Origin of the sequence: Diaphorobacter ruginosibacter (assembly GCF_014395975.1) — a bacterium.
GTDB classification, from domain to species: Bacteria; Pseudomonadota; Gammaproteobacteria; order Burkholderiales; family Burkholderiaceae_C; genus Diaphorobacter_A; species Diaphorobacter_A ruginosibacter.
On sequence record NZ_CP060714.1, the window covers coordinates 3,112,913 to 3,130,984 of the forward strand.

Consider the following 18,072-nt stretch of genomic DNA (forward strand, 5'->3'; position numbering starts at 1 on the left):
CGGTGATGTCATGAATTCCGAGAACATCAATAGCTGGAAAAATCTTCGACGCTAGGAAAGGGGAGAAATCTATCGATTCGTTGACTGAGATGCCGATGAAGTTTTTGAGTTTCCACACAGCCTCGGTCGATAGCCGCCGTTCTTCACTTCAGCGGCCTAATCCAAAACGCAAAAAGATCCGGCAAAAAGGCCGGATAACGCAAGTCGGGTCTTTCGCATGTCTCGCGAGTCCTGACGTTTGAATTGAGCCACGCGCGGTGGTTTGCCGATGCGAGTTGGCTTGGGCGACTGTTTAGGGCTCTACGGGAAAGACAGGACCACAAATGGCCCATGTTCTGACTCCCCAAAGTCGACTTCACTCCAGCCGCCGCGTCGATAGAACCTTAGTGCCTCAGAGTTCTGGAGAACGCACTTCAAGCGCCAAGGCCGTGGCAACCAGGCGCCAAGCGATGCCAGCAAAGCCTGCCCAACAGAGCTTCTGCGCGCGTCAGGGTGTACATAGAGATGGTGAATGAATGAATCAGCTACGTACACCGACACCAGACCAACTACAACGTCAGACGCTGACACAGCTACATGAACGAGTTCGCCAATTGAAGCGTCGGCAAATACAGGGCTTATCTTTGCTCTCTCAGGAAGCCATACAGCTTCCGAAATGCTTCTCGCATAAATCGTCTGCAGTGCGCCGACATCTGCGGCTGTGGCGGGGCGGATAGTGACCATGTGTCAGAGAGCCTTAGCTTTATAGCGAGACAGCGCTACTGTGTAATACCGCTGCATGTCTTCCTGAAATCGGTGTCGCGATCAGGCCGCAGTCCGAACGAACACTGGCTGGATCTATGAAAACATGGATATTCATGAGGGTCTAAAAATCCGAGAAAAGCAGCACGCCAGACAAGCCTCACTCTAGCCGTGAACAGCAGTGCGGACCAGCAGGTTCGACACTTTTCGCATTACCATCTCTAACTTCCTGTTTTGGTCAAGAAGTAGTGTGCAGGCGAATCTCCGAAGGCACGACGGAACATAGCAATGAAGTTGCTTGGCGAGGCGTAGCCCAATTGATCGGAAACATCCGTCACTGATGCACCATGCGCCAGCATTTCCAGCGCATGGCCTAACTGCACCTGCTGGCGCCATTGCGCGAAACTCAAGCCTGTTTCCGACAGGATCAGCCTCCTCAAGGTTCGGGCCGACATGGCTCCCCACTGCGCCCAATCCTCCAATGTGCGCGGGCTGCCAGGATCTTCCAGAATCGCCTGAGCCACACGGACCAGGCGCGGGTCGGAAGGCATGGGAATGTGAAGCGACTCGTGCGGTGCGCGGCGGATTTCGTCGATGATGACTGTGGCGATGCGCGCCTGCTCCGGTGTGAGCTGCGCTTGATTATCCCAATTCTCCGCACGCCGCACCAGAGCATGCAAGACCTCTGAAATACCGATGACGCACGGCTGTTTCGGTAGCTGTCTGCCTATCTTTGGCGTGATGAGCAAGCTCCAGCCCGACAGCGCCCCACTTACCCGCACCTGATGCGCGACGTTTGGCGGTATCCAGCCTGCACGGTGTGGGGGCAGCAGCCATGAACCATGTGGTGTCCTGACCTGAATCATCCCCGCTTCGACACAGAAGACTTGGCCCCTCGCATGCTGATGCCAGTCGTACTCGCGCGTCCCGAGCTGAAATTCGTTATCGGGATTGTCATTGCCCCTGAGAGCGATAAGAGAAGGCCCTTCAATCCACTCGCTGAGATCAACAGTTGGGAATATCTGGGCGAGACCATTCGTATTGGCCATTTTTCACTATTTTTAGTCCATTTGCCGTTATATCAGTTTACCCGCCTTCTTCCACAATGGCCTATCTGCAAGTTGCATAACGATTGATTGACCATTGTTCATTCAGGATCGGGTACACATGTCTTCCACCTCTTCACCAGTAATGCCTCCGTCGCTTTTACGCGAGGGGGTTTCAACTTGGGTTGCCACCCTGGTAGCCTGCCTATGCGCCTTCATGGTCGTGATGGACGGCGCTATCGTGAGTGTCGCGCTCCCTGCAATGAGAGATGACCTGGGGCTGTCTGCGGAACAGCTGCAATGGGTCGTCGATATCTACCTTTTGCTGCTTGGTGGGTTCATGCTGCTGGCGGCTCGCGCCAGTGATATCTACGGTCGGCGAAACGTGTTGCTATGGGGCTTGGCGTTGTTCACTGGCGCCTGCCTGATGGGCGGCTTGGCGCAATCAGGCGCAGTTCTGCTGATCGCTCGCGCAGTGCAAGGATTTGGTGCCGCAGCGCTGGCAACGTCACCGTTGGCTGTGATCGTGGCTGCTCATCCCCGTGGAGCCAGTCAAGATCGAGCGATTGGTTGTTGGGCAGCGTGTGCTGCGATGGGATCTGCTTTCGGGGTGGTCATCGGCGGTGTGCTGACCAGCTTGGTCGATTGGCGCTGGGTCATGTTCGTCAATGTACCACTTGGCTTGATTCTGTTCGTGACGGTCATGTTCAGCCTGAGCCCACTGCATCCGGATACGCCAAGGGACAAACTGGACATGCCAGGAGCCATCACGGTGACACTGTCGTTGGCATCATTTCTTTACGCCATCTCGCAATCGGTTCATGCGGGTTGGAGCGACAAGATCGTATTCAGCGCAATGGTTTTTGCGCTGGTAATGTTCCTGGCTTTCCTCGTCAGGGAGGTTCGCGCCGAGCAGCCACTGATCCAGTTTGGCATCTTCAGATTGCGCAATGTTCCTATCGGAATGGTCATGGTCGCGGGCCTTGGCGCAATTCTTACGGCGTCGGCGTTCTTTCTGTCTTTGGCACTACAGCGCATAGATGGCCGCAACGCACTGGAAACGGGCTTGGCGCTATTACCGATGGCTGTTGCCCTGGCAATCGCGGCCATGGCTTCCCGTTCTCTGCGTGATGCCGGTTTCACCCGTTTGCCGCTGATTGGGGGCTTGATCGCGGCAGCGGGGTTGATCTGGCTTTATTGGCTGCCCATGCATCCGGTGTATGCGACCGAATTGCTGCTGCCAACCTTGTTGGTCGGCGCAGGTAACGGCTTGGTGATGATGAGCGCGACCCAGGCCGTGCTGGCTGGCGTTCCGCGTCAGGATTCTGGATTGGTAGCAGGTTTGCAAAACACGTCACGTCAATTGGGGGGGGCCATTGGCATTGCCATCCTGGCTTCTGTGGCTCATGGCGTAACCATGACTCACCTGACGGCTGGCGAGATGCTGCAAGTTGCTGAACTGGCCGGATATCACATGGCATTCCTGATCGCGGGACTGGTCAGCATCGTCTCTGCGCTGGCTTCGCTGCTGCTAAATCGTACGTCTACCTCAAGCAGCTAGGGAGAAACGCATGTTTCCCGAACACTCAATCTCGAAGTAAAACATGATGCTTGATCCGATTACGTTCTCAATCTACGACATCCAGCAATTCCCAATCGTCACCATGCGCAACGACGCCATCCGGCCCGGTTATGCGCAACAGTGGGAGGCCGAGTTAGAGCGACTGATCGACCAACAGCAGCCATTTGTCATTATCTTCCCATCCGGCCGACCTGAGACGGAGGATCACGAAGATCGCAAATGGCGCATCCTGTGGTTCAAAGCAAACAAACAACGTCTCGGCGGTGTGTGCCGTGCGCTCATCAGTATCGAGCCAGATGCGAGCGAACGTGAAGCCGCTCGCGCAAGGGAAGTGGACCTTTCCAAAGTCTTCGGTGTGCCGCTCAGAACCGTCGAAAACTCCGACGATGCTATACAAGTCGCACAGCAACTCTTTGCTCACGACGCAGCGCCTTCAGAGTAGATACTCCAATGGAAATGCGCCACCTCCGATACTTTCAGGCAGTGGCCAAAGAACTCCACTTCGCACGCGCTGCCGAGCGGCTGAATATCGAGCAATTACCGCTGTCACGAGCGATCATGGTGCCGTTCATGCCGGACTTCAACGCTATGCAGATGCAGCAGTCCCTGTAGGTGGTGCCCAAGCAATTCCGAATGGTGCTGTTCGCGATCTATGTCCCGCAATCAAGGGGACCTCTACGGTTATCGCCAAAGCGCTCTGAAGTCAATGGCAGCGGTCGAAGACTTCGGCAACGCCTGTCTCCCTCTTCCATGCGAAGTCGTGTGTTCACCACAGTCGTGAATCGCCCCGGTTTTTGCGGAAACTCAACACTCTGAGAGGATTGAGCCATGAAGAAGACAAACAAGTTCTCGCCTGAGGTGCGTGAGCCTGCGGTGAGGAAGGTGCAGGAGCAGCGCGGAGAGTACCCATCGCCCCGGGCTTGGCGTGGAGGAAGCCTGCCTTGAATTGCGTGCGTATTTCCGCGGCACGCATCAGCGTGAGCTAACCTCTCAAAGGCATGCTTTAGGCGTCCATTCCAAGCAACCTGTGTGGGCAGGAAGGGGCAAGCGGTCGCTCACCGAGCATCGACCAAAAGACTGCAACCAGCCTAAAACCGACGTCGCAGCGCAATCTGTACTTGCGGAAATGCTGGCCAGTTATCGCTCATGTTCGGCGCGAAAATTACCTTCCGAGTGCTCCCGTAAAAGAAGCCAGACCGATCCCACGCATGTAGTCCAGGATCTTGCTTTCCTGCGTCTGAGCCGCAAAATTGAGCATTGCCCGCGGTTGGTTGTATTTCATCAGCGTCTGCTCCTGACCATTGGCACCCACTGCCTGGATCTCGCCATAGGTGAGGACTGCCTGCCCTTCCCCGTTCACGATCCACTGGAAGATCTCTGAAGCCTCCTTGTAAACGGGGTGCTGTGCAAACGCCTCTTTCTTCAGCGTCTCGGGATCGTTCCTCTTCTGGGCACTCACGATGTCTCGCTCTGAGGAGTCCAACTCGCGCTGGGCATCGCGCCGCCTCTCACCCAGAGCCCGTTCTATTTCCTGTATCTGGAACAATCGGCCATCTATTTGCTCCTTCTCGGTCAGTCCCTGTTTGGGCAGTGCCCGAAACCTCTCGATCCCCCTTTGCAAACGCTCAATGTCTCGCCGGGAGTCGGGGTAGTCTTCTTCAATTCGTTGCACGATGCTGTCACGCTCCCTCACCGCACGCTTCAAAGCAATCTCCGCATCTTTGGTTGTGCGCTCCAGGTAATCATCTCTCCTCTCCTTCAAGAAGTCATTGCCATCTGCGATGCTGCACTTGTACTGCACCACCACACGGCCCTTTTCGTCCTTGAAGCTATCCCAATGGGTACTTTTGCACAGTGGCCGATTGCCCAGGCCGTTGGCGACTGTCGTGGTGCGAGCAGCATCGATATAGCTGGACTTGACGATGTCAACGGGGCTTTTACTGCAAGCAGAAAGAGCAATGGTGGAGCAAGCCACAACGAGGGAGAGATTTTTCATAGGTGTGAGAGAGGTGAATGGAGACGCTGTCGCGGTCCATGATGGGAAGCCATAGAGGGCCGAGATAGATAGCCGGCATGTCCGAAGCTCATCCAGCCTCCCATGCACTGCGATAGGTCACCGTCGAGCCGGGCGGCACCGTATTGCCTGGAGCGGGCGTGATGCGGTAGGCACACCCATAGCCCTTGAAGTCCTCGTCCTCGGGTCCATGGATGGAGACCTCGTTCGCTTTCAGACCTGCAGCGCGTAGCCGCTTGTCGTAGTCCATATCGCACAGTCCTGCTAGCTGCGGGACCATGACCATGCCGTTGGGGACAGTCAATGCCCCTGCCTTCGGTTCGCTATTTGCTGCCGCCTCTGCCGTTGGACATTTGGGGAACTCCAACTCGTCCCCAAAGCTGAAGAACTTGGGTTTGACAGTGCGCAGCGCCTGCTCCGCCGCATCCCGGTATTTCTGGGGCTGGCAGTTGAACCCCAGATCTCTCTCCACCCAATCTTCAGATTCCTTCGCCGCCATGGCGTCAGCCCACTGCCCTGCTGCCTCCATGGCCGGATCCGCTGCCAGTTCAGCAGTAAGCATCACCTGCCTGAACTGCAACGCCCTGCTCCCTTGCGCGACCAGGTAGACATTGGGAACATAAGCATTGCCGCAGTCCCGAAGACAGTCTGCCAGGTACTGCCCTGAGCCCGTGGCTTCATCAAACGCCCCGAAGGTCAGAGTATTGAGTGGTTGCAGCCGAGACATGCCCAGCAACCCACCAACGTCCACATCACACTCCGGCGAGAGTGCCACCTGGACCGAGCGTATGGCTTTGTCCTGTTGATCGCTCCCCAGCACCAATTGACAACCTTTGGCCATGTAGTGATGTCGGTGGTCTTCGGACCGAATAGCGGGCCCTGCCCTTTGCTGCACATATGCCAAATTCATGCCGATGGCATTCCAGGAGATCAGTTGGGTGAGCAAGTCCGACGTCGCTGGCGCTGGCTCTTTGGTGTCCTTGGAGCCAAAGACCGATTTGGCGCGCTCGACCAAAGTAGAGACGTGATCTCGTGCACGGTCCGTGCATCCCGCCAGGGCTACGGCCATGAGTAAGGCGGCGCATGTTGTCAGTTTCATGGAGGAGTCAGAGATGGATATTGGTGGTCAAAGGAGCCCGGCGATCTAACGCACCGCGGAAAATCGGAATCGAGGAACCATGGAAGTCGCACCGGTTGATGCGATCCACCAGGACGGTTTGCTGGATCAGAGGGGTCAACCTTCCGCAATGACGCCGATCATTCCGAGCAAGACAAGCAGCGCGGCCACAAAGCCGACGGCTGCGCCGATGTTGGTACTACCCTGCCGGGCCAGTTCGATGCGGGCCTGCTCGGGTTCATGAGATGCCAGGATCTGGTCCACCCGCTGATTCACATGCTGCTGGTACCAGGCATTGCCCTTGAGGCCAAAGCCAATCGCAATACCTAGGTTGATGCTGCTCGCAATGGAACTGGGAACGCCAATGGCAAGTTCTGCAATCAGCTCAGCAGCCACTACGCCCATGAAGATCCAGGAATAGAGATACATCTTGCGATACCCTATCCAGCCAAAGCCGACCAGAAAGGCAGCCCAGTTCCAGGACAGTTGGTGCTTGCGCTGCGCTGCCTCCTTCCACTTGCGCTCGAAGTAGCCATGGTTCTTGCCAACAAAGATCTGGATGGCCTCCTGGCGGGGCAATGATGAAGCTGCAGCAGATCGTGGTTGCATTGCCGGCGCGGAGGTGACAGTTGGAGGTGCAACAGGAGCAGATACAGGAGTAGTTACCGCTGCGGGCGCCTGAATGGCGTCAGCAGCAACTGCAGAAGAGACTTGCATTCCAACTCCACCAGCAGAAACGGACGGCGATGAGGATGCAGGAACGGGATCAGCTGAGAGAACGGGCACCACATCAAAGTCCAACGGCGCGTCCTGAGGGACCAACTGGATGATGCATTGGGCGCCCGTGCTCTCAATGGCCCGCTTGTACTTGTCAGCAACTTCTGCCGTCACATCCTTCTTGACCACACAGCATGGTTGCGACAGCAAACGACCTGCCTGCTCGGGCATGCACTTGAAGAGGGTCGCGAGCTTTTGCGCCACTTGGTGTGCATCTGCTGCAGGGTGCTTCCCGCTCAGCACAACGTTGTATTTCTCTTGCATTTGTGACTCTTCCTCTTGTCGTTATTGGTGGTGCTGCAGATGGACATAACCAGCAGCGGTCTGACCTCTATAGCCCTATAAGTGAAGCAAACTCATCAAATCAGAACGCACCAAGGCCAAAGCTGGAGCAAGGAGTACATCCGGTCAGTATTCCGTCAGGGGTGGTTCAGTGGGAGTGCGCCAGTGACGAGACAGGCAATGAAGATGGGATCCGGCAACTCACAGATGGAACGCCAAAGGCTGTTGCTGATTGTCCCGTCAGATCGATGCCCCTACTCATGATCAACTCAAATCAGAGCCGCAGTGCTTGCACTTCCTGGCCTTGGCCAGAATAGGTTCTGCGCAGTAGGGACAGTCCTTTGTAGCCTGCGCCATGGGCTGGGCGATGGGGTGTGATCCACCTTGCTGCGGTTGCGCACGGCCCAGGCCTCCAAAGATCATCTGGAACCAGAACTTCCAAAGCTTAATGAAGCCCCATACCAGGATGGGCAGAAAGATGATCAGGCCCAGGACGATGCCTCCCCCTCCCCCGCCTGCCACGGCGATATTGGGCATCAACACCCAAGGCAACAGACGCTCCAAGCGCATGCACACACTCCTTTTCTTGGTATTCGGTATGGGGAGAAGCCCCGCTGATGCCGGATTAGGTTTCATCCTGTATCGATATGTGAAGCAAACTCCGTAGATGTAAATGTATCAGAAACAGATGCTTGGAGGGTGTCTGCCAAACCCACTCCCCCTACTCATCTTCCTGATCCCGACAACCTCCGCGATGTATTTGCGTACTGGGTGCGCCTCAAACGCGTCGAGAAAGGCTGGTCGCAGGAGCGCCTGGCACTGGAATGCGAATTGGACAGGACGTACGTATCAGCCGTGGAGCGATCGCGCTGGAATGTGTCGCCGGCCAATATCGAGCGCATCGCGCAAGCGCTGGATGTGAAGGCCTGGACATTGATCAAGCCGCCGGAGACGCACTCGTAGCTCCAGGAATGCCATAGCCGCAAAAGAAAAAAGAGAATCAGAAAAGATGAACCCGGCGCCTGCCGGGTTCATCCTTTTCTTTTCTCAGGTCGAATGTTGAGATTGTTTGGGAGAGATCGTCACAACCTCCGCACATCGGCCTTGCAATCGATCTCCGTCCACAGAGCAGAGAATGCATTGCCCAAGCGCATCCCATGAAACACGAGTGCCAAAGCCGCTGCCCCATGGCGCGCTCCACGCATGACTGACGACTAGTGCAGCCCTGATGGCACTTGGTCGGGGTGTGTTTCCCCCTGTCGTTTCAGGCAACGCCGTCATCTCTACACCTACCGCCCAGGCCCAGTAAGCTGCGTCCTCCAACTGGCCGTAGTGCCTGCGATGCAATACCAGCTTGAGCAGTGCACAGCCTCCGCGCTCCAGAGCAGTTCCTAGACAGTTCATCGACTCGGTTCCAGTGGTCGTGGCGCTCCGGATCTCGCATCCCGGAAACAGTGCGCTCCACCCATGGTGGTCATCTATAGGTGAGCTCAATGACCAAGAGACAGCAATGCTGCGCAAAGGCCGTCGCGTCATCACTGCCGCACTGCGCCTCAGGCACCATTCCAGTCCTTCCGGATCCGATACGCTGCCGCGATCGGTATCCGGAGACATATAGCTCCAGCGCCTGCGCCCCGATGGGCTCGTTACTCGGTATTCCCACGGGCCATCAAACCGGATGCCATGCATGTAACGGTGGACGAGCCCCTTTTCTGCAGAGTCAGCCATGCTGCTTGCCTCGCCCTCTCGCGGGTTGACGCACCTCCTTCAAATGCATCCTCTGCCCCGTGGGTTCCGCTGCTGCTGGATAAAACTCCTGAACGATCTCCGTCGCCTCCTGCTCCAGTTCCTCAAACAAGCCCAGCGCATAGCCTTCTCTGGCTGCTTGCTCCAACGCTTCCTGGTCGTGGCCGACCTTCTGCGCATAGTCCGCAGCCTGCGCTGCCTGGCTGATGGCTGCGTCGAGCGGCATTCCATTTCGGATACCCAGATCCACGTAGTAGATCGGCGTGCGGTGCGACATGGCCGTGGACTTGGCGCGCAGGCGCAGCTCCAGTGGGAGATATGCCAGCAATCCGCCACTGGCCGCTTGCAGGTACTGCATGCGGGTCATCAAGGTGCGCAGGGAGTTGATCCCGGTGGTGCGCAGCACAAAGGTGCTCATGGCGTCCGCCTGGTTGTCCGGATGGTCAATGCGCATATGGAATCGGCCGAACGGCTTGCACCCGCCTTCAATAGCGAGTGCACACAGGTCCGGGCCTTCGCAAGGGCTAGCTTCGATGCCCTTGCCTGTCATCCGCTTGCAGGTCTGCCCATCTCCCACACAGAGGGGCCGCGCCGTTGCCCGGTCGAACAAGGTGTAGTTGGCCCGCAGGTTCAGTGCCGGGTCGTTGAACAGCACACGGATGGGGATACTGCGCAGCTTGGGTTTGGCAGCGTGGGCATGGGCTGGCGCATTGCCATCGGCAAGGCTGTCAACCTCCGTCATCGTCTTCTGCTCCAGGTTGGTGCCTTGCTCGCTATCTCCCTTCGTAGCCTGAGATAATTGTGTTGCTCGCGCCCGTCTGGCAAGCTTGTCCTGCAAAGTCTGTTTCGGCGGTTTCGGTGCATCTTGGAACTCTGGAGGCAGGGCTTGCAACTCCGTCACTTCCACGCCTGTTGTCATCAATGCCCGGTGGGTGATCTCCGCGCGCAGGATGGCATCCATCGGATGTAGTACCCAGCCCCTGCGGCTTTGGACCTGGGTGGTGATGGTGAATTCGTCATCTTTCTCCGGCAATCGCTTGCCATTGCGCTCGATGACCTTGCCGATGGAGATGCGCCCCACCACAGGGGGCGTCATCATCAGTCCTTTGATCATGGTGTTTCTCCAGAAATGCAAAAGCCCCTTGCTCCAGAGAAGAAGCAAGGGGCTGATCGGTTGATGAATGGGTGAATAGATAAGTGGGTGGGCAGATGAACTGCCGGCCTCTGATAGGTGATTGGATATTGGTGATCAGTGATTGCAGGGTGCTGGCCTGAGCAGCCCGCTCAGCACGCCTCCTGCAGCAGGAATCTCCGTGATCCGGCTTTGGCGCTCGTATAGGCCTTGGCTAGGTCAGGATGGTCTTTCTCGAAGGCAGCGGTGTTGAATGCCTTGCCGTCCTTGGAGCGTTTCCAGCTCACCGAGCCACCAGGGAAGGTCGCGTACGATGCCGCCCCCATGCGCTGCTGGATCTGGTGCTTCAGCAATGCCTCCTGGGCTTCCCAGTCCTGCAGGAGCTTTCGGACGTGAAGTAGCTTGGCAAATGCACTGCAAACACTCTCGTCCTCGGACAGATCCAAGGTGTCACCGCTGTCTTGGGGATACAGACTGCGCAACGCAACTGCTGCGCTGTCCGACGCATCTGCATCGGGCGCCTGTCCAGACTGCACCCTCTCCCAGAACTGCGCCTCCAAGGCCATCAATTGGGTGATCATGGTTTCATCGCGCTTGATGCGGTGGATCTGCAACTCCTGCCCACAGATCAGGACCGCTACATCGGCCGCCTTCTTGCCCGTCACGGCCAGTTGGTGCATGACCTGCAGTTGGATGTATTCCGGAACGCCATCTCTCCAGAGCTTGGCACCGTTGATGCCTGCGGTCTTGCATTCGAGGATCTGGACATCGGAAGCTCCCACCACTTCCCGGTCGATGTTGGCGAGCATCCAGGGCATCTGGGGATGGCCCAGGACAGCATTGACCCGGCGCACCTTGTTGCCGGTGCGTTTGGTGTAGTGGGCGGCGACGATAGGCTCGAGCAAGGTGCCCCAGTACATGGGGCTGGTCTCGTCGTTGGGATCCACGGTCGGCAAGAGATGGCCCTTGCCGGTCTTGTGCATCCACAACTCCAGTTGGGACTGGTAGGGGTTGAGCCCTACGGCCGCCGCAGCGTCGGAGCTGCCGATGCCTTGGCGACGCACATCCAGCCAGATCTCGCGCGGCATGTCCCGGGTGGAAACCAGGCGCAGCGCAGGACGTCTGACCAGGCGCAGCGCAGGACGTCTGTTCTGTGAAGCAGGTATATGTGTAGAAACAGGTGTCGGCATGGTGCCTCCAGTGAAATGGGTGAAGAAATAGACAAAGAAACAGGCAATGAAAGACCAATGCAGGCGACTGCCTTCCTTCTCCACTCCCCTGCCCTCAAAATCTCGAAAGCCCAAAGCACAAAGCCCTCACCGCAGTGGTGAGGGCCTATGACGTTGGAAAGCTTTGAATGAGAAAGGAAGGGACAGAGGGAGAAGGCCGACGGGGCAAAGGGCGAAAGGCGCGCCGCAAGCCGGTGGATTCAGGCCACCAGTTGCAAGGCATGCTCCAGTGCACGCTGCTTGACCGCAGCCCCCACACCGAACCAGGCACTGTCCAGGCGGTTGTCCTGGCTGCGAGCCCGGCGTTCGTGGTCCACGTACTCGGTGATGGAACAGAGCAAGCCCCAGGCCGTCCCCTGGGCTGCTGACAGGGTGGCGCCGCGCCCGTGGCCGTCAAAGAGCATTTGCGCCTTCTGCAAGGCCCGCTCATTGGTCAGACCCGTAGACTGCCCTGCTCCGCCGATACCGGGTTTGTCTGACGTGCAAAGCACCTTCAGGAAGAAGTTCATGGCCTCGTGGCTCTTGACCTTGCGCTCTGCCAAGGTGCGCATCTGGTACATGAAGGAGTCCCATTGGCCGACGGCAATTCCCAACTGGCGTTTGACGGCCTGGGCATCGAAACGGGTGGAGTGGGAGACCTTCACGGCGTTGGTTGCTCCCTGCAGGGCAATCGCCAGAGTGTTGTTGCAGACCACCCGTACGGTGGTGGGCATGGCGACCGTGGCCAAGGTCCCGTCACAGGAGGTTGCCAAGAGCAGGTAGCCATGGACGACGTCATCACCCTTAAGGGCCGCTGATTTGCCAGTCCGGGCCAAAGCCCAGAACTTGCGACCCGCCTTGAGTACTCCGGCTGTCTCCAGTTCATAACCGGCGACCTCTGTAAGATCCCGGTAGAACTCCAGCACATCGCGGGGTTGCACCACCTGGTAGCGGTTGCTGACCACTGACAGTGGTGCCTTGGTGTCGCTGCGGTAGAGCACCTTCTGGTCCGGGAACTCCATGGGCTCGGCATACATGGCAGACGACGCATCCGAGCTGTCGGCCGCCAGATAGCGCACAGGCGTTTCGAGAATCTGCCACTGCATGCCTGCGGCTTGCGCCCAGACATCCAGAGATTGCTTGCGAGGCAGGTGGTTGCCCAGTTGGTGCCAGGGGGTCTGGCCTGCATAGGCCATGGTTTCGACGAGATGGGACATGGTGATCTCCTTGCATCAAGCCTTGAACGAATTGCCACAGCTTTGGCACTCGTAGTTGTCCAGATAGGTCTCGTCGATCTGCTCGCCGATACGGCCGCCGACTTCGTGACCCACGGTGCCGCCGAGCACACCACCGATGATGGCGCCGAGCAAGGAGCCGAGGACGCCACCGACGGGGCCGGCCACAAGCCCGACGGATGCGCCAGTGGTGGCGCCTTGCATGGCACCGGCGATACCCGTGGCCGTACCAGCGGCAGAACCGACACGCTGGCCCAGCTCCTTGGCAACACCCTTGACGCGCACATTCAGAGAATGGCAATGGGGACATTGGATAGACATAGAAACTCCTGAAGTAAAGAAAAGCGCCCCGGGCTCGAAAGCCAGGGGCGCTGAATGGATGGATGGGAGATGAAGTCAATGCAGAACAGCTCGCTTCGCAGCAAACCGCTACCGCATCACGTCAGGGATATATGACTGAAATTATTTGGGATCGCAGGACTTGTGTCATGGTCCAATCTAAATGGACACCTCGATAAGGGAACACCCCCAGCCCGAGGACCAATGAACCATGACACCACAACGCACCCGCAGAACCTTCGACACCACCTTCAAGCGGCAGGTCATCAAGATGATCAAGGACCAAGGCATTCCTGTGTCTCAGGTCTGCCGAGATCTGAACTTGGTGGACAGCGCAGTGCGCCGCTGGCTTGCCCAGCACGAGGGCGAGTGCAACGGCAAGCTCACGGGCGCAATGCCGCTGACGCCGGAGCAGCAGCGCATCCGTCAGCTTGAGCGCGAGAATCAACGTTTGAAGGGGGACGTTGAGCTGTTAAAAAAAGCGTCGGCTTTCTTCGCCCAGGCTATGAAGTGATACAGACACTGATCACTCATATGCGCGAGAAAGCCGCCATCGCCCGTCTGTGTCCGCTGCTTGGCATCAGTCGCTCAGGCTTCTATGCAGCACGCAGCAGACTCTCGCGTCCTCGCATTGTGAGCATGCAGGAAACGCAATTGCAGGCAGCTTTTGCAGACAGTGCCCAGACCTACGGAAGTCGCAGACTGAGCAAAGCCATGCAGGCACGTGGCTTTGCCATGGGCAGGTATCGCACGCGCACATTGATGAGGCGCCTGGAGCTGCGTGCGCGCTGGAGCCGCAAGTTTCGTCACACCACCGACAGTAGGCATGACCTGCCGGTGGCAGACAACGTGCTGAATCGTCACTTCAATCCGGATGCCATCAACAAGGCCTGGGTGAGCGACATCACCTACATCCGCACGGCCAGCGGCTGGCTGTATCTGGCTGCGGTTCTGGACCTGCATTCGCGCAAGGTGGTGGGTTGGTCGATGTCACCGAGCATGCCTGCCGACCTGGTCTGCAGTGCACTGCAGATGGCCATCACGCTGCGCCAACCACCCAAGGGCTTGATAGTGCACAGTGATCGCGGCAGCCAGTACGCCAGCGCCGCGCACAGCGAATTGCTGAGGCGCAACCACTGCATCGCCAGCATGAGCCGCAAAGGAAATTGTTGGGACACCACAGTTATGGAGCGTTTCCTCCTGAACCTGAAGATGGAGCGCGTGTGGCGGCGTCAATATGCCAACCATACCGAGGCCATCGCGGATATTGCTGATTACATCGTCAACTTCTACAACGCACGCAGGTTGCACTCCGCATTGGGCTACCGAAGCCCTGTGGAATACGAACAGGCCAGTACCTAAAATACCTTAGCTGGGTGTCCGAAAAAGCTTGACCATGACAGCAGGCAACGGTAGTAGGGGCGGTGGTGGGGGAGGTGGCTATTCCGGAGGAGATAGCGGCGTAATCGCAGGTGGCGCTGGCTCGTTCAATGCGGGTACAAATCCCACCGCAGTGATCTCAGCGGGCTCTGGAGACGGCCGAGTGGTCATTACGCCACTGTTGGTCATTAACGCGGTCACCTTGCCAGTTGGCCAGATTGGCATTGTCTATCCGACGACTACCCTGAGTGCCACAGGAGGTATCGGCTCCTTGAGTTGGAGCGCTACAGGCTTGCCAAATGGCATGAGCCTGTCGAGTGCCGGCGTTCTCGTCGGAATGCCAACGCAACACGGTAGCTTCTCTGTGCAGGTCGCTGTGACTGACAGCAGTGCGACACCGCGCACAATCACCGTGGCCCTGCCCCTGACCATCAACCCAGCTCCCTTGGCCCTGAGCACCACGAGCTTGGCGCCGGCAACCATAGGCACGCCCTACACTCAGACAATTGTTGCAACTGGTGGCGTTGCGCCCTACGCCTGGTCGGCCACCGGACTCCCTGCAGACCTGACGATCGACCCGGCAACCGGCATCATCAGCGGAACGCCGACGGCGGCAGGAACATCGCAGGTCACTGTCACAGTCACGGATGACGCAGGCCAGGTCAAGAGCGCCCAGTTCACCATCGTCGTGGATCAGCTCGATTTGACTGTGTCCACCCAGACCCTGCCAGGCGGGCAGGTTGGCCAAGCGTACAACGCGAGCATCGTGGTGGCAGGCGGCGTGCCCCCGTACTCGTTCACGCTCACCGGCGACCTGCCTGAAGGGCTGATCCTGAACCCGACGACCGGAGCCATTACCGGTACGCCGACCAAGGCCCAGACCAGCACGTTCAGCGTCACCATTGAGGACAGCACTCTCCTGCCGCAATCTGCGATGGCCAAGGCCGCCGTGCACAGCGTCACGCAGAGCTTCAGCATCACCGTGGCCGCTGCGCCTGTAGTGGCCGCGCCGACACCGGTGCCGACTCTCGGTGAATGGGGCGTGATCGCACTGTCATCGCTGCTCGCTATGTTCGGGCTGGCGCGAAGCCGACGCCGTCAAGGCTGATCTGAGAGCCGCCTTCGGGCGGTTTTTCTTTTGGAGACCGACGGTTTAAGGTCATTAAAAGGAGTACTGTGGGTCCAGGCAATCCATCCTGATCTGCCGCCATAGACCGGAGGTCTATATGTTTTTGCATCCAATACCAGTGTCCTCACCATCGTTCTGGGAGGTCACTAAAAATATGCTTTTCCCCAACGCTGGCAACCATCCACCGCAGGAACAAGAGAAGAAGATCCCGCCCAACAAGAAGGAGGAAGAGGAGCAGCAGCAAATCACAGCAGGCCGCGACGCGACCCTTGCGCACAACGTGACGTGATTTCGCTTCCAAGCAGACGAAAAGCCACCTACGGGTGGCTTTTCTGCTCGAGATCTCGATTTGTCGCTGAAGGACGCCCTTTATGAAAAATCCAGAGCGCCCCATCATCGACATGCTCCGCAACCGAGCAGATGCGTTAGCTGCAGATAGCGACCTGCTCGCCCCACGGGAGACCACCGTCAGACTTGCAAGGTGGATGGCCGAAGACATCGACAGACTCGAGCGCGAAGATGTTGAGGGCCTCTTCTTGATAGGAGACGTTCTGCTCCGCGAGCGATTGTGCTGCAGCGCTATCAAAAGCCGCGCCACAAGTCTCCCCTCTCAAACAGGTGCGCTACATCATCCTCATACGCACAATCATGAAGCCTGTCCCATGTTCATTGGCGAGAACCAATGAAAGGCAAATGAAACAGGCAATCGGCATAGGGGGCAGCCAACTGGCTGCACCCCTGCCACACCACCCGGCATGCGGGTCCGCACCGGGCGGTTCGAGAGCTTGAGGTCATGAGAGCCTGGGCAGCCCCAGCTGATCGAAGTAGGCAATGGTCAGCACACTATTGAGCAGTTTGGCGCTGTTACGCCACCAGCGGTGGCTGTTGGCTGCCACTGTTTGCGCTACTGCCCCTTTTGCCCCCAGTGCCATGAGTTCACGGTAAATCACCTTGCCTCGTCTCCAATGTTTTAGCTGTAGCGCTCGCATTCGGTGACGCAGCCACTCATCCAGCTCTCGCCAGATCTTTGGCGTCTGCGCCAACTCGAAGTACGCCTTCCAACCCATCAGATAAGGCCTCAGCTCTTGCACCACTTCGCTTATGCTGCGTCCGCAAGTGCGGCGCGTCACCTGCCTGATTCGTGCTTTGAAGTCTGCCAGGGCCTTGTTTGCTACCCCGCATTTGACTTCGCCGCCTTTGGCTTCCCACAGCTCATACCCAAGGAACTTACGCCCGAGGGCACTTGCCACTGCGCTTTTGGCCTCATTGATTTGAAGCTTCAAGCGAGCGTACAGTTTCCTCAGCAGCCGCATCACCCGCTCACCCGCCTTCTTGCTGCCCACGTAGACGTTGCAGTCGTCGGCGTAGCGGGCGAAGCTGTAGCCCCGCACCTCCAACACCTTGTCCACCTCGTCTAGCAGCACATTGGCCAGCAATGGGCTCAGCGGCCCGCCCTGCGGCATGCCCTTTACCCGCTCGATCAGCACCCCTCCATCCATGATTCCCGCGTTCAGATACGCACGAATCAGCCGCAAGACTGCGGCGTCATCGATGCGCCTGCTCAGGCGGTTCATCAGAATGTCATGGTTGACCCGGTCAAAGAACTGGGCCAAGTCCACATCCACCACAACCCGCTTGCCCGACTGGACATAGCGCCTGGCGGCTTTGACCGCATCGTGCGCCCGCCTGCCAGGACGCAAGCCGTGGCTGTGTTCACTGAACGTGGGGTCGATCAGGGGCTGCAGCACTTGTAGCAAAGCCTGCTGTATCAGCCTGTCCAGCACCGTCGGGATACCCAACTCGCGCTTGCTCCCGTCGGCTTTGGGAATCAGCTGCCTGCGTACCGGTTTGGGCCGGTACGTGCCTGCCAGGACCTGCTCACGCACGTCCTTCCAACTCGCTTTGAGCAGCTCGCCGGTTTGCTGGATGTCCAGCCCATCAACGCCTGCCCCTCCCTTGTTGGCTCTGACCCGTCTCCAGGCCCGTTGCAGGTTCTCTCTCGTCAGCGCCGCCGCAAGCAAACCACCAGTGCTCGCTTTTGGCATGGCCGACCCTGTAGCACGGTGTTCCCAGAGCGGGCCGCAGACTTCGTCGCTGGCAAGATCACGCGCGGCTTCACCGCCCGCTACGCTCGCCCGCCCGGATGGCTCCGGCATCTGACGCATGGTCTTTGGCATCCCTGTGTCCTTGGCTGACTCACTCTCGTTCGGCCCTTCGCCGTTTCACTGATGGCTTCAGCAGCCCGCTACTTCGACTACTACGACCTCTGCTGACTTCTCGCTCCAGCACAACGCTGTCAGGCTTTCACCCTCAAGGCGAGATCTCCCCAGGTAAGAACGCACTC

17 protein-coding genes and 2 pseudogenes are annotated in these 18,072 nt (G+C 58.1%); 8 read left to right on the forward strand and 11 right to left on the reverse strand.

The annotated features are described in order from the left end of the window. Positions 1 to 300: 300 nt before the first annotated feature. Together H9K76_RS23700 and H9K76_RS14115 are read right to left on the reverse strand one after the other, a co-directional pair. Entirely contained in the window at positions 301 to 723 is a 423-nt protein-coding gene (locus H9K76_RS23700) for a GNAT family N-acetyltransferase (protein WP_187596021.1), read from the reverse strand. Between the two features lie 239 nt (positions 724 to 962). Further along, positions 963 to 1,790: an AraC family transcriptional regulator gene (locus H9K76_RS14115; RefSeq protein ID WP_187596022.1), complete on the reverse strand. Its 828-nt coding sequence runs from the start codon at positions 1,788 to 1,790 to the stop codon at positions 963 to 965. A 118-nt stretch (positions 1,791 to 1,908) separates the two neighbouring features. Between H9K76_RS14115 and H9K76_RS14120 the strand changes: the two genes are divergently transcribed. The 3 genes and pseudogenes from H9K76_RS14120 to H9K76_RS14130 form a co-directional block, all read left to right on the forward strand. Then, complete coding sequence (locus tag H9K76_RS14120; protein WP_187596023.1) at positions 1,909 to 3,348, forward strand: MFS transporter; 1,440 nt, start codon at positions 1,909 to 1,911, stop codon at positions 3,346 to 3,348. Positions 3,349 to 3,391: 43 nt separating this feature from the next. Beyond that, entirely contained in the window at positions 3,392 to 3,811 is a 420-nt protein-coding gene (locus H9K76_RS14125) for a hypothetical protein (RefSeq protein WP_187596024.1), read from the forward strand. An 8-nt stretch (positions 3,812 to 3,819) separates the two neighbouring features. Continuing rightward, positions 3,820 to 3,927 (forward strand): annotated as a pseudogene (locus H9K76_RS14130) (LysR family transcriptional regulator); the annotation flags it as partial. A gap of 604 nt (positions 3,928 to 4,531) precedes the next feature. Here H9K76_RS14130 and H9K76_RS14135 read toward each other — a convergent pair. The 4 genes from H9K76_RS14135 to H9K76_RS14150 all read right to left on the reverse strand — a co-directional run bounded on the left by H9K76_RS14135 (position 4,532) and on the right by H9K76_RS14150 (position 8,129). Beyond that, complete coding sequence (locus H9K76_RS14135) at positions 4,532 to 5,365, reverse strand: hypothetical protein (RefSeq protein WP_187596025.1); 834 nt, start codon at positions 5,363 to 5,365, stop codon at positions 4,532 to 4,534. Positions 5,366 to 5,453: 88 nt separating this feature from the next. Next, on the reverse strand, positions 5,454 to 6,482 hold the full coding sequence (locus H9K76_RS14140) for a PASTA domain-containing protein (RefSeq protein ID WP_187596026.1): 1,029 nt from the start codon (positions 6,480 to 6,482) through the stop codon (positions 5,454 to 5,456). 135 nt (positions 6,483 to 6,617) lie between these two features. After that, positions 6,618 to 7,541, reverse strand: coding sequence for a DUF2628 domain-containing protein (locus tag H9K76_RS14145; RefSeq protein WP_187596027.1), 924 nt, complete (start codon positions 7,539 to 7,541; stop codon positions 6,618 to 6,620). Positions 7,542 to 7,823: 282 nt separating this feature from the next. Beyond that, complete coding sequence (locus tag H9K76_RS14150) at positions 7,824 to 8,129, reverse strand: zinc ribbon domain-containing protein (protein ID WP_187600819.1); 306 nt, start codon at positions 8,127 to 8,129, stop codon at positions 7,824 to 7,826. Between the two features lie 201 nt (positions 8,130 to 8,330). On the opposite strand from H9K76_RS14150, the gene H9K76_RS14155 reads away from it, so the two are divergent. Continuing rightward, on the forward strand, positions 8,331 to 8,522 hold the full coding sequence (locus tag H9K76_RS14155) for a helix-turn-helix domain-containing protein (RefSeq protein ID WP_425489590.1): 192 nt from the start codon (positions 8,331 to 8,333) through the stop codon (positions 8,520 to 8,522). 757 nt (positions 8,523 to 9,279) lie between these two features. Here H9K76_RS14155 and H9K76_RS23320 read toward each other — a convergent pair. The 4 genes from H9K76_RS23320 to H9K76_RS14175 all read right to left on the reverse strand — a co-directional run bounded on the left by H9K76_RS23320 (position 9,280) and on the right by H9K76_RS14175 (position 13,201). Further along, on the reverse strand, positions 9,280 to 10,419 hold the full coding sequence (locus tag H9K76_RS23320; protein ID WP_223196245.1) for a recombination directionality factor: 1,140 nt from the start codon (positions 10,417 to 10,419) through the stop codon (positions 9,280 to 9,282). A gap of 170 nt (positions 10,420 to 10,589) precedes the next feature. Next, the gene (locus H9K76_RS14165) at positions 10,590 to 11,525 is read right to left on the reverse strand and encodes a YqaJ viral recombinase family nuclease (RefSeq protein ID WP_246475534.1); all 936 of its coding nucleotides are present in this window, start codon (positions 11,523 to 11,525) and stop codon (positions 10,590 to 10,592) included. Between the two features lie 341 nt (positions 11,526 to 11,866). Next, entirely contained in the window at positions 11,867 to 12,862 is a 996-nt protein-coding gene (locus tag H9K76_RS14170; protein WP_187596029.1) for a DUF932 domain-containing protein, read from the reverse strand. 15 nt (positions 12,863 to 12,877) lie between these two features. After that, positions 12,878 to 13,201 carry a hypothetical protein gene (locus tag H9K76_RS14175; protein WP_187596030.1) on the reverse strand — a complete coding sequence of 108 codons (324 nt, stop codon included), beginning with the start codon at positions 13,199 to 13,201 and terminating at the stop codon, positions 12,878 to 12,880. Positions 13,202 to 13,430: 229 nt separating this feature from the next. On the opposite strand from H9K76_RS14175, the gene H9K76_RS14180 reads away from it, so the two are divergent. From H9K76_RS14180 to H9K76_RS23595, 4 genes and pseudogenes are all read left to right on the forward strand, one after another. Next, positions 13,431 to 14,581 (forward strand): IS3 family transposase gene (locus H9K76_RS14180; RefSeq protein ID WP_187596031.1). Its coding sequence is split into 2 segments (ribosomal slippage): positions 13,431 to 13,704 and positions 13,704 to 14,581, totalling 1,152 coding nucleotides; the frame shifts between segments, so codons are not numbered across the junction. 34 nt (positions 14,582 to 14,615) lie between these two features. Further along, positions 14,616 to 14,954: pseudogene (locus tag H9K76_RS23705) on the forward strand (hypothetical protein); the annotation flags it as partial. 21 nt (positions 14,955 to 14,975) lie between these two features. Then, positions 14,976 to 15,707 carry an IPTL-CTERM sorting domain-containing protein gene (locus H9K76_RS14185; RefSeq protein WP_246475021.1) on the forward strand — a complete coding sequence of 244 codons (732 nt, stop codon included), beginning with the start codon at positions 14,976 to 14,978 and terminating at the stop codon, positions 15,705 to 15,707. Between the two features lie 175 nt (positions 15,708 to 15,882). Next, positions 15,883 to 16,017, forward strand: coding sequence for a hypothetical protein (locus H9K76_RS23595; RefSeq protein WP_281394083.1), 135 nt, complete (start codon positions 15,883 to 15,885; stop codon positions 16,015 to 16,017). A 502-nt stretch (positions 16,018 to 16,519) separates the two neighbouring features. Here the strand turns inward: H9K76_RS23595 and ltrA are convergent. Then, the gene (ltrA, locus tag H9K76_RS14195) at positions 16,520 to 17,905 is read right to left on the reverse strand and encodes a group II intron reverse transcriptase/maturase (RefSeq protein ID WP_187596033.1); all 1,386 of its coding nucleotides are present in this window, start codon (positions 17,903 to 17,905) and stop codon (positions 16,520 to 16,522) included. Positions 17,906 to 18,072: the final 167 nt, after the last annotated feature.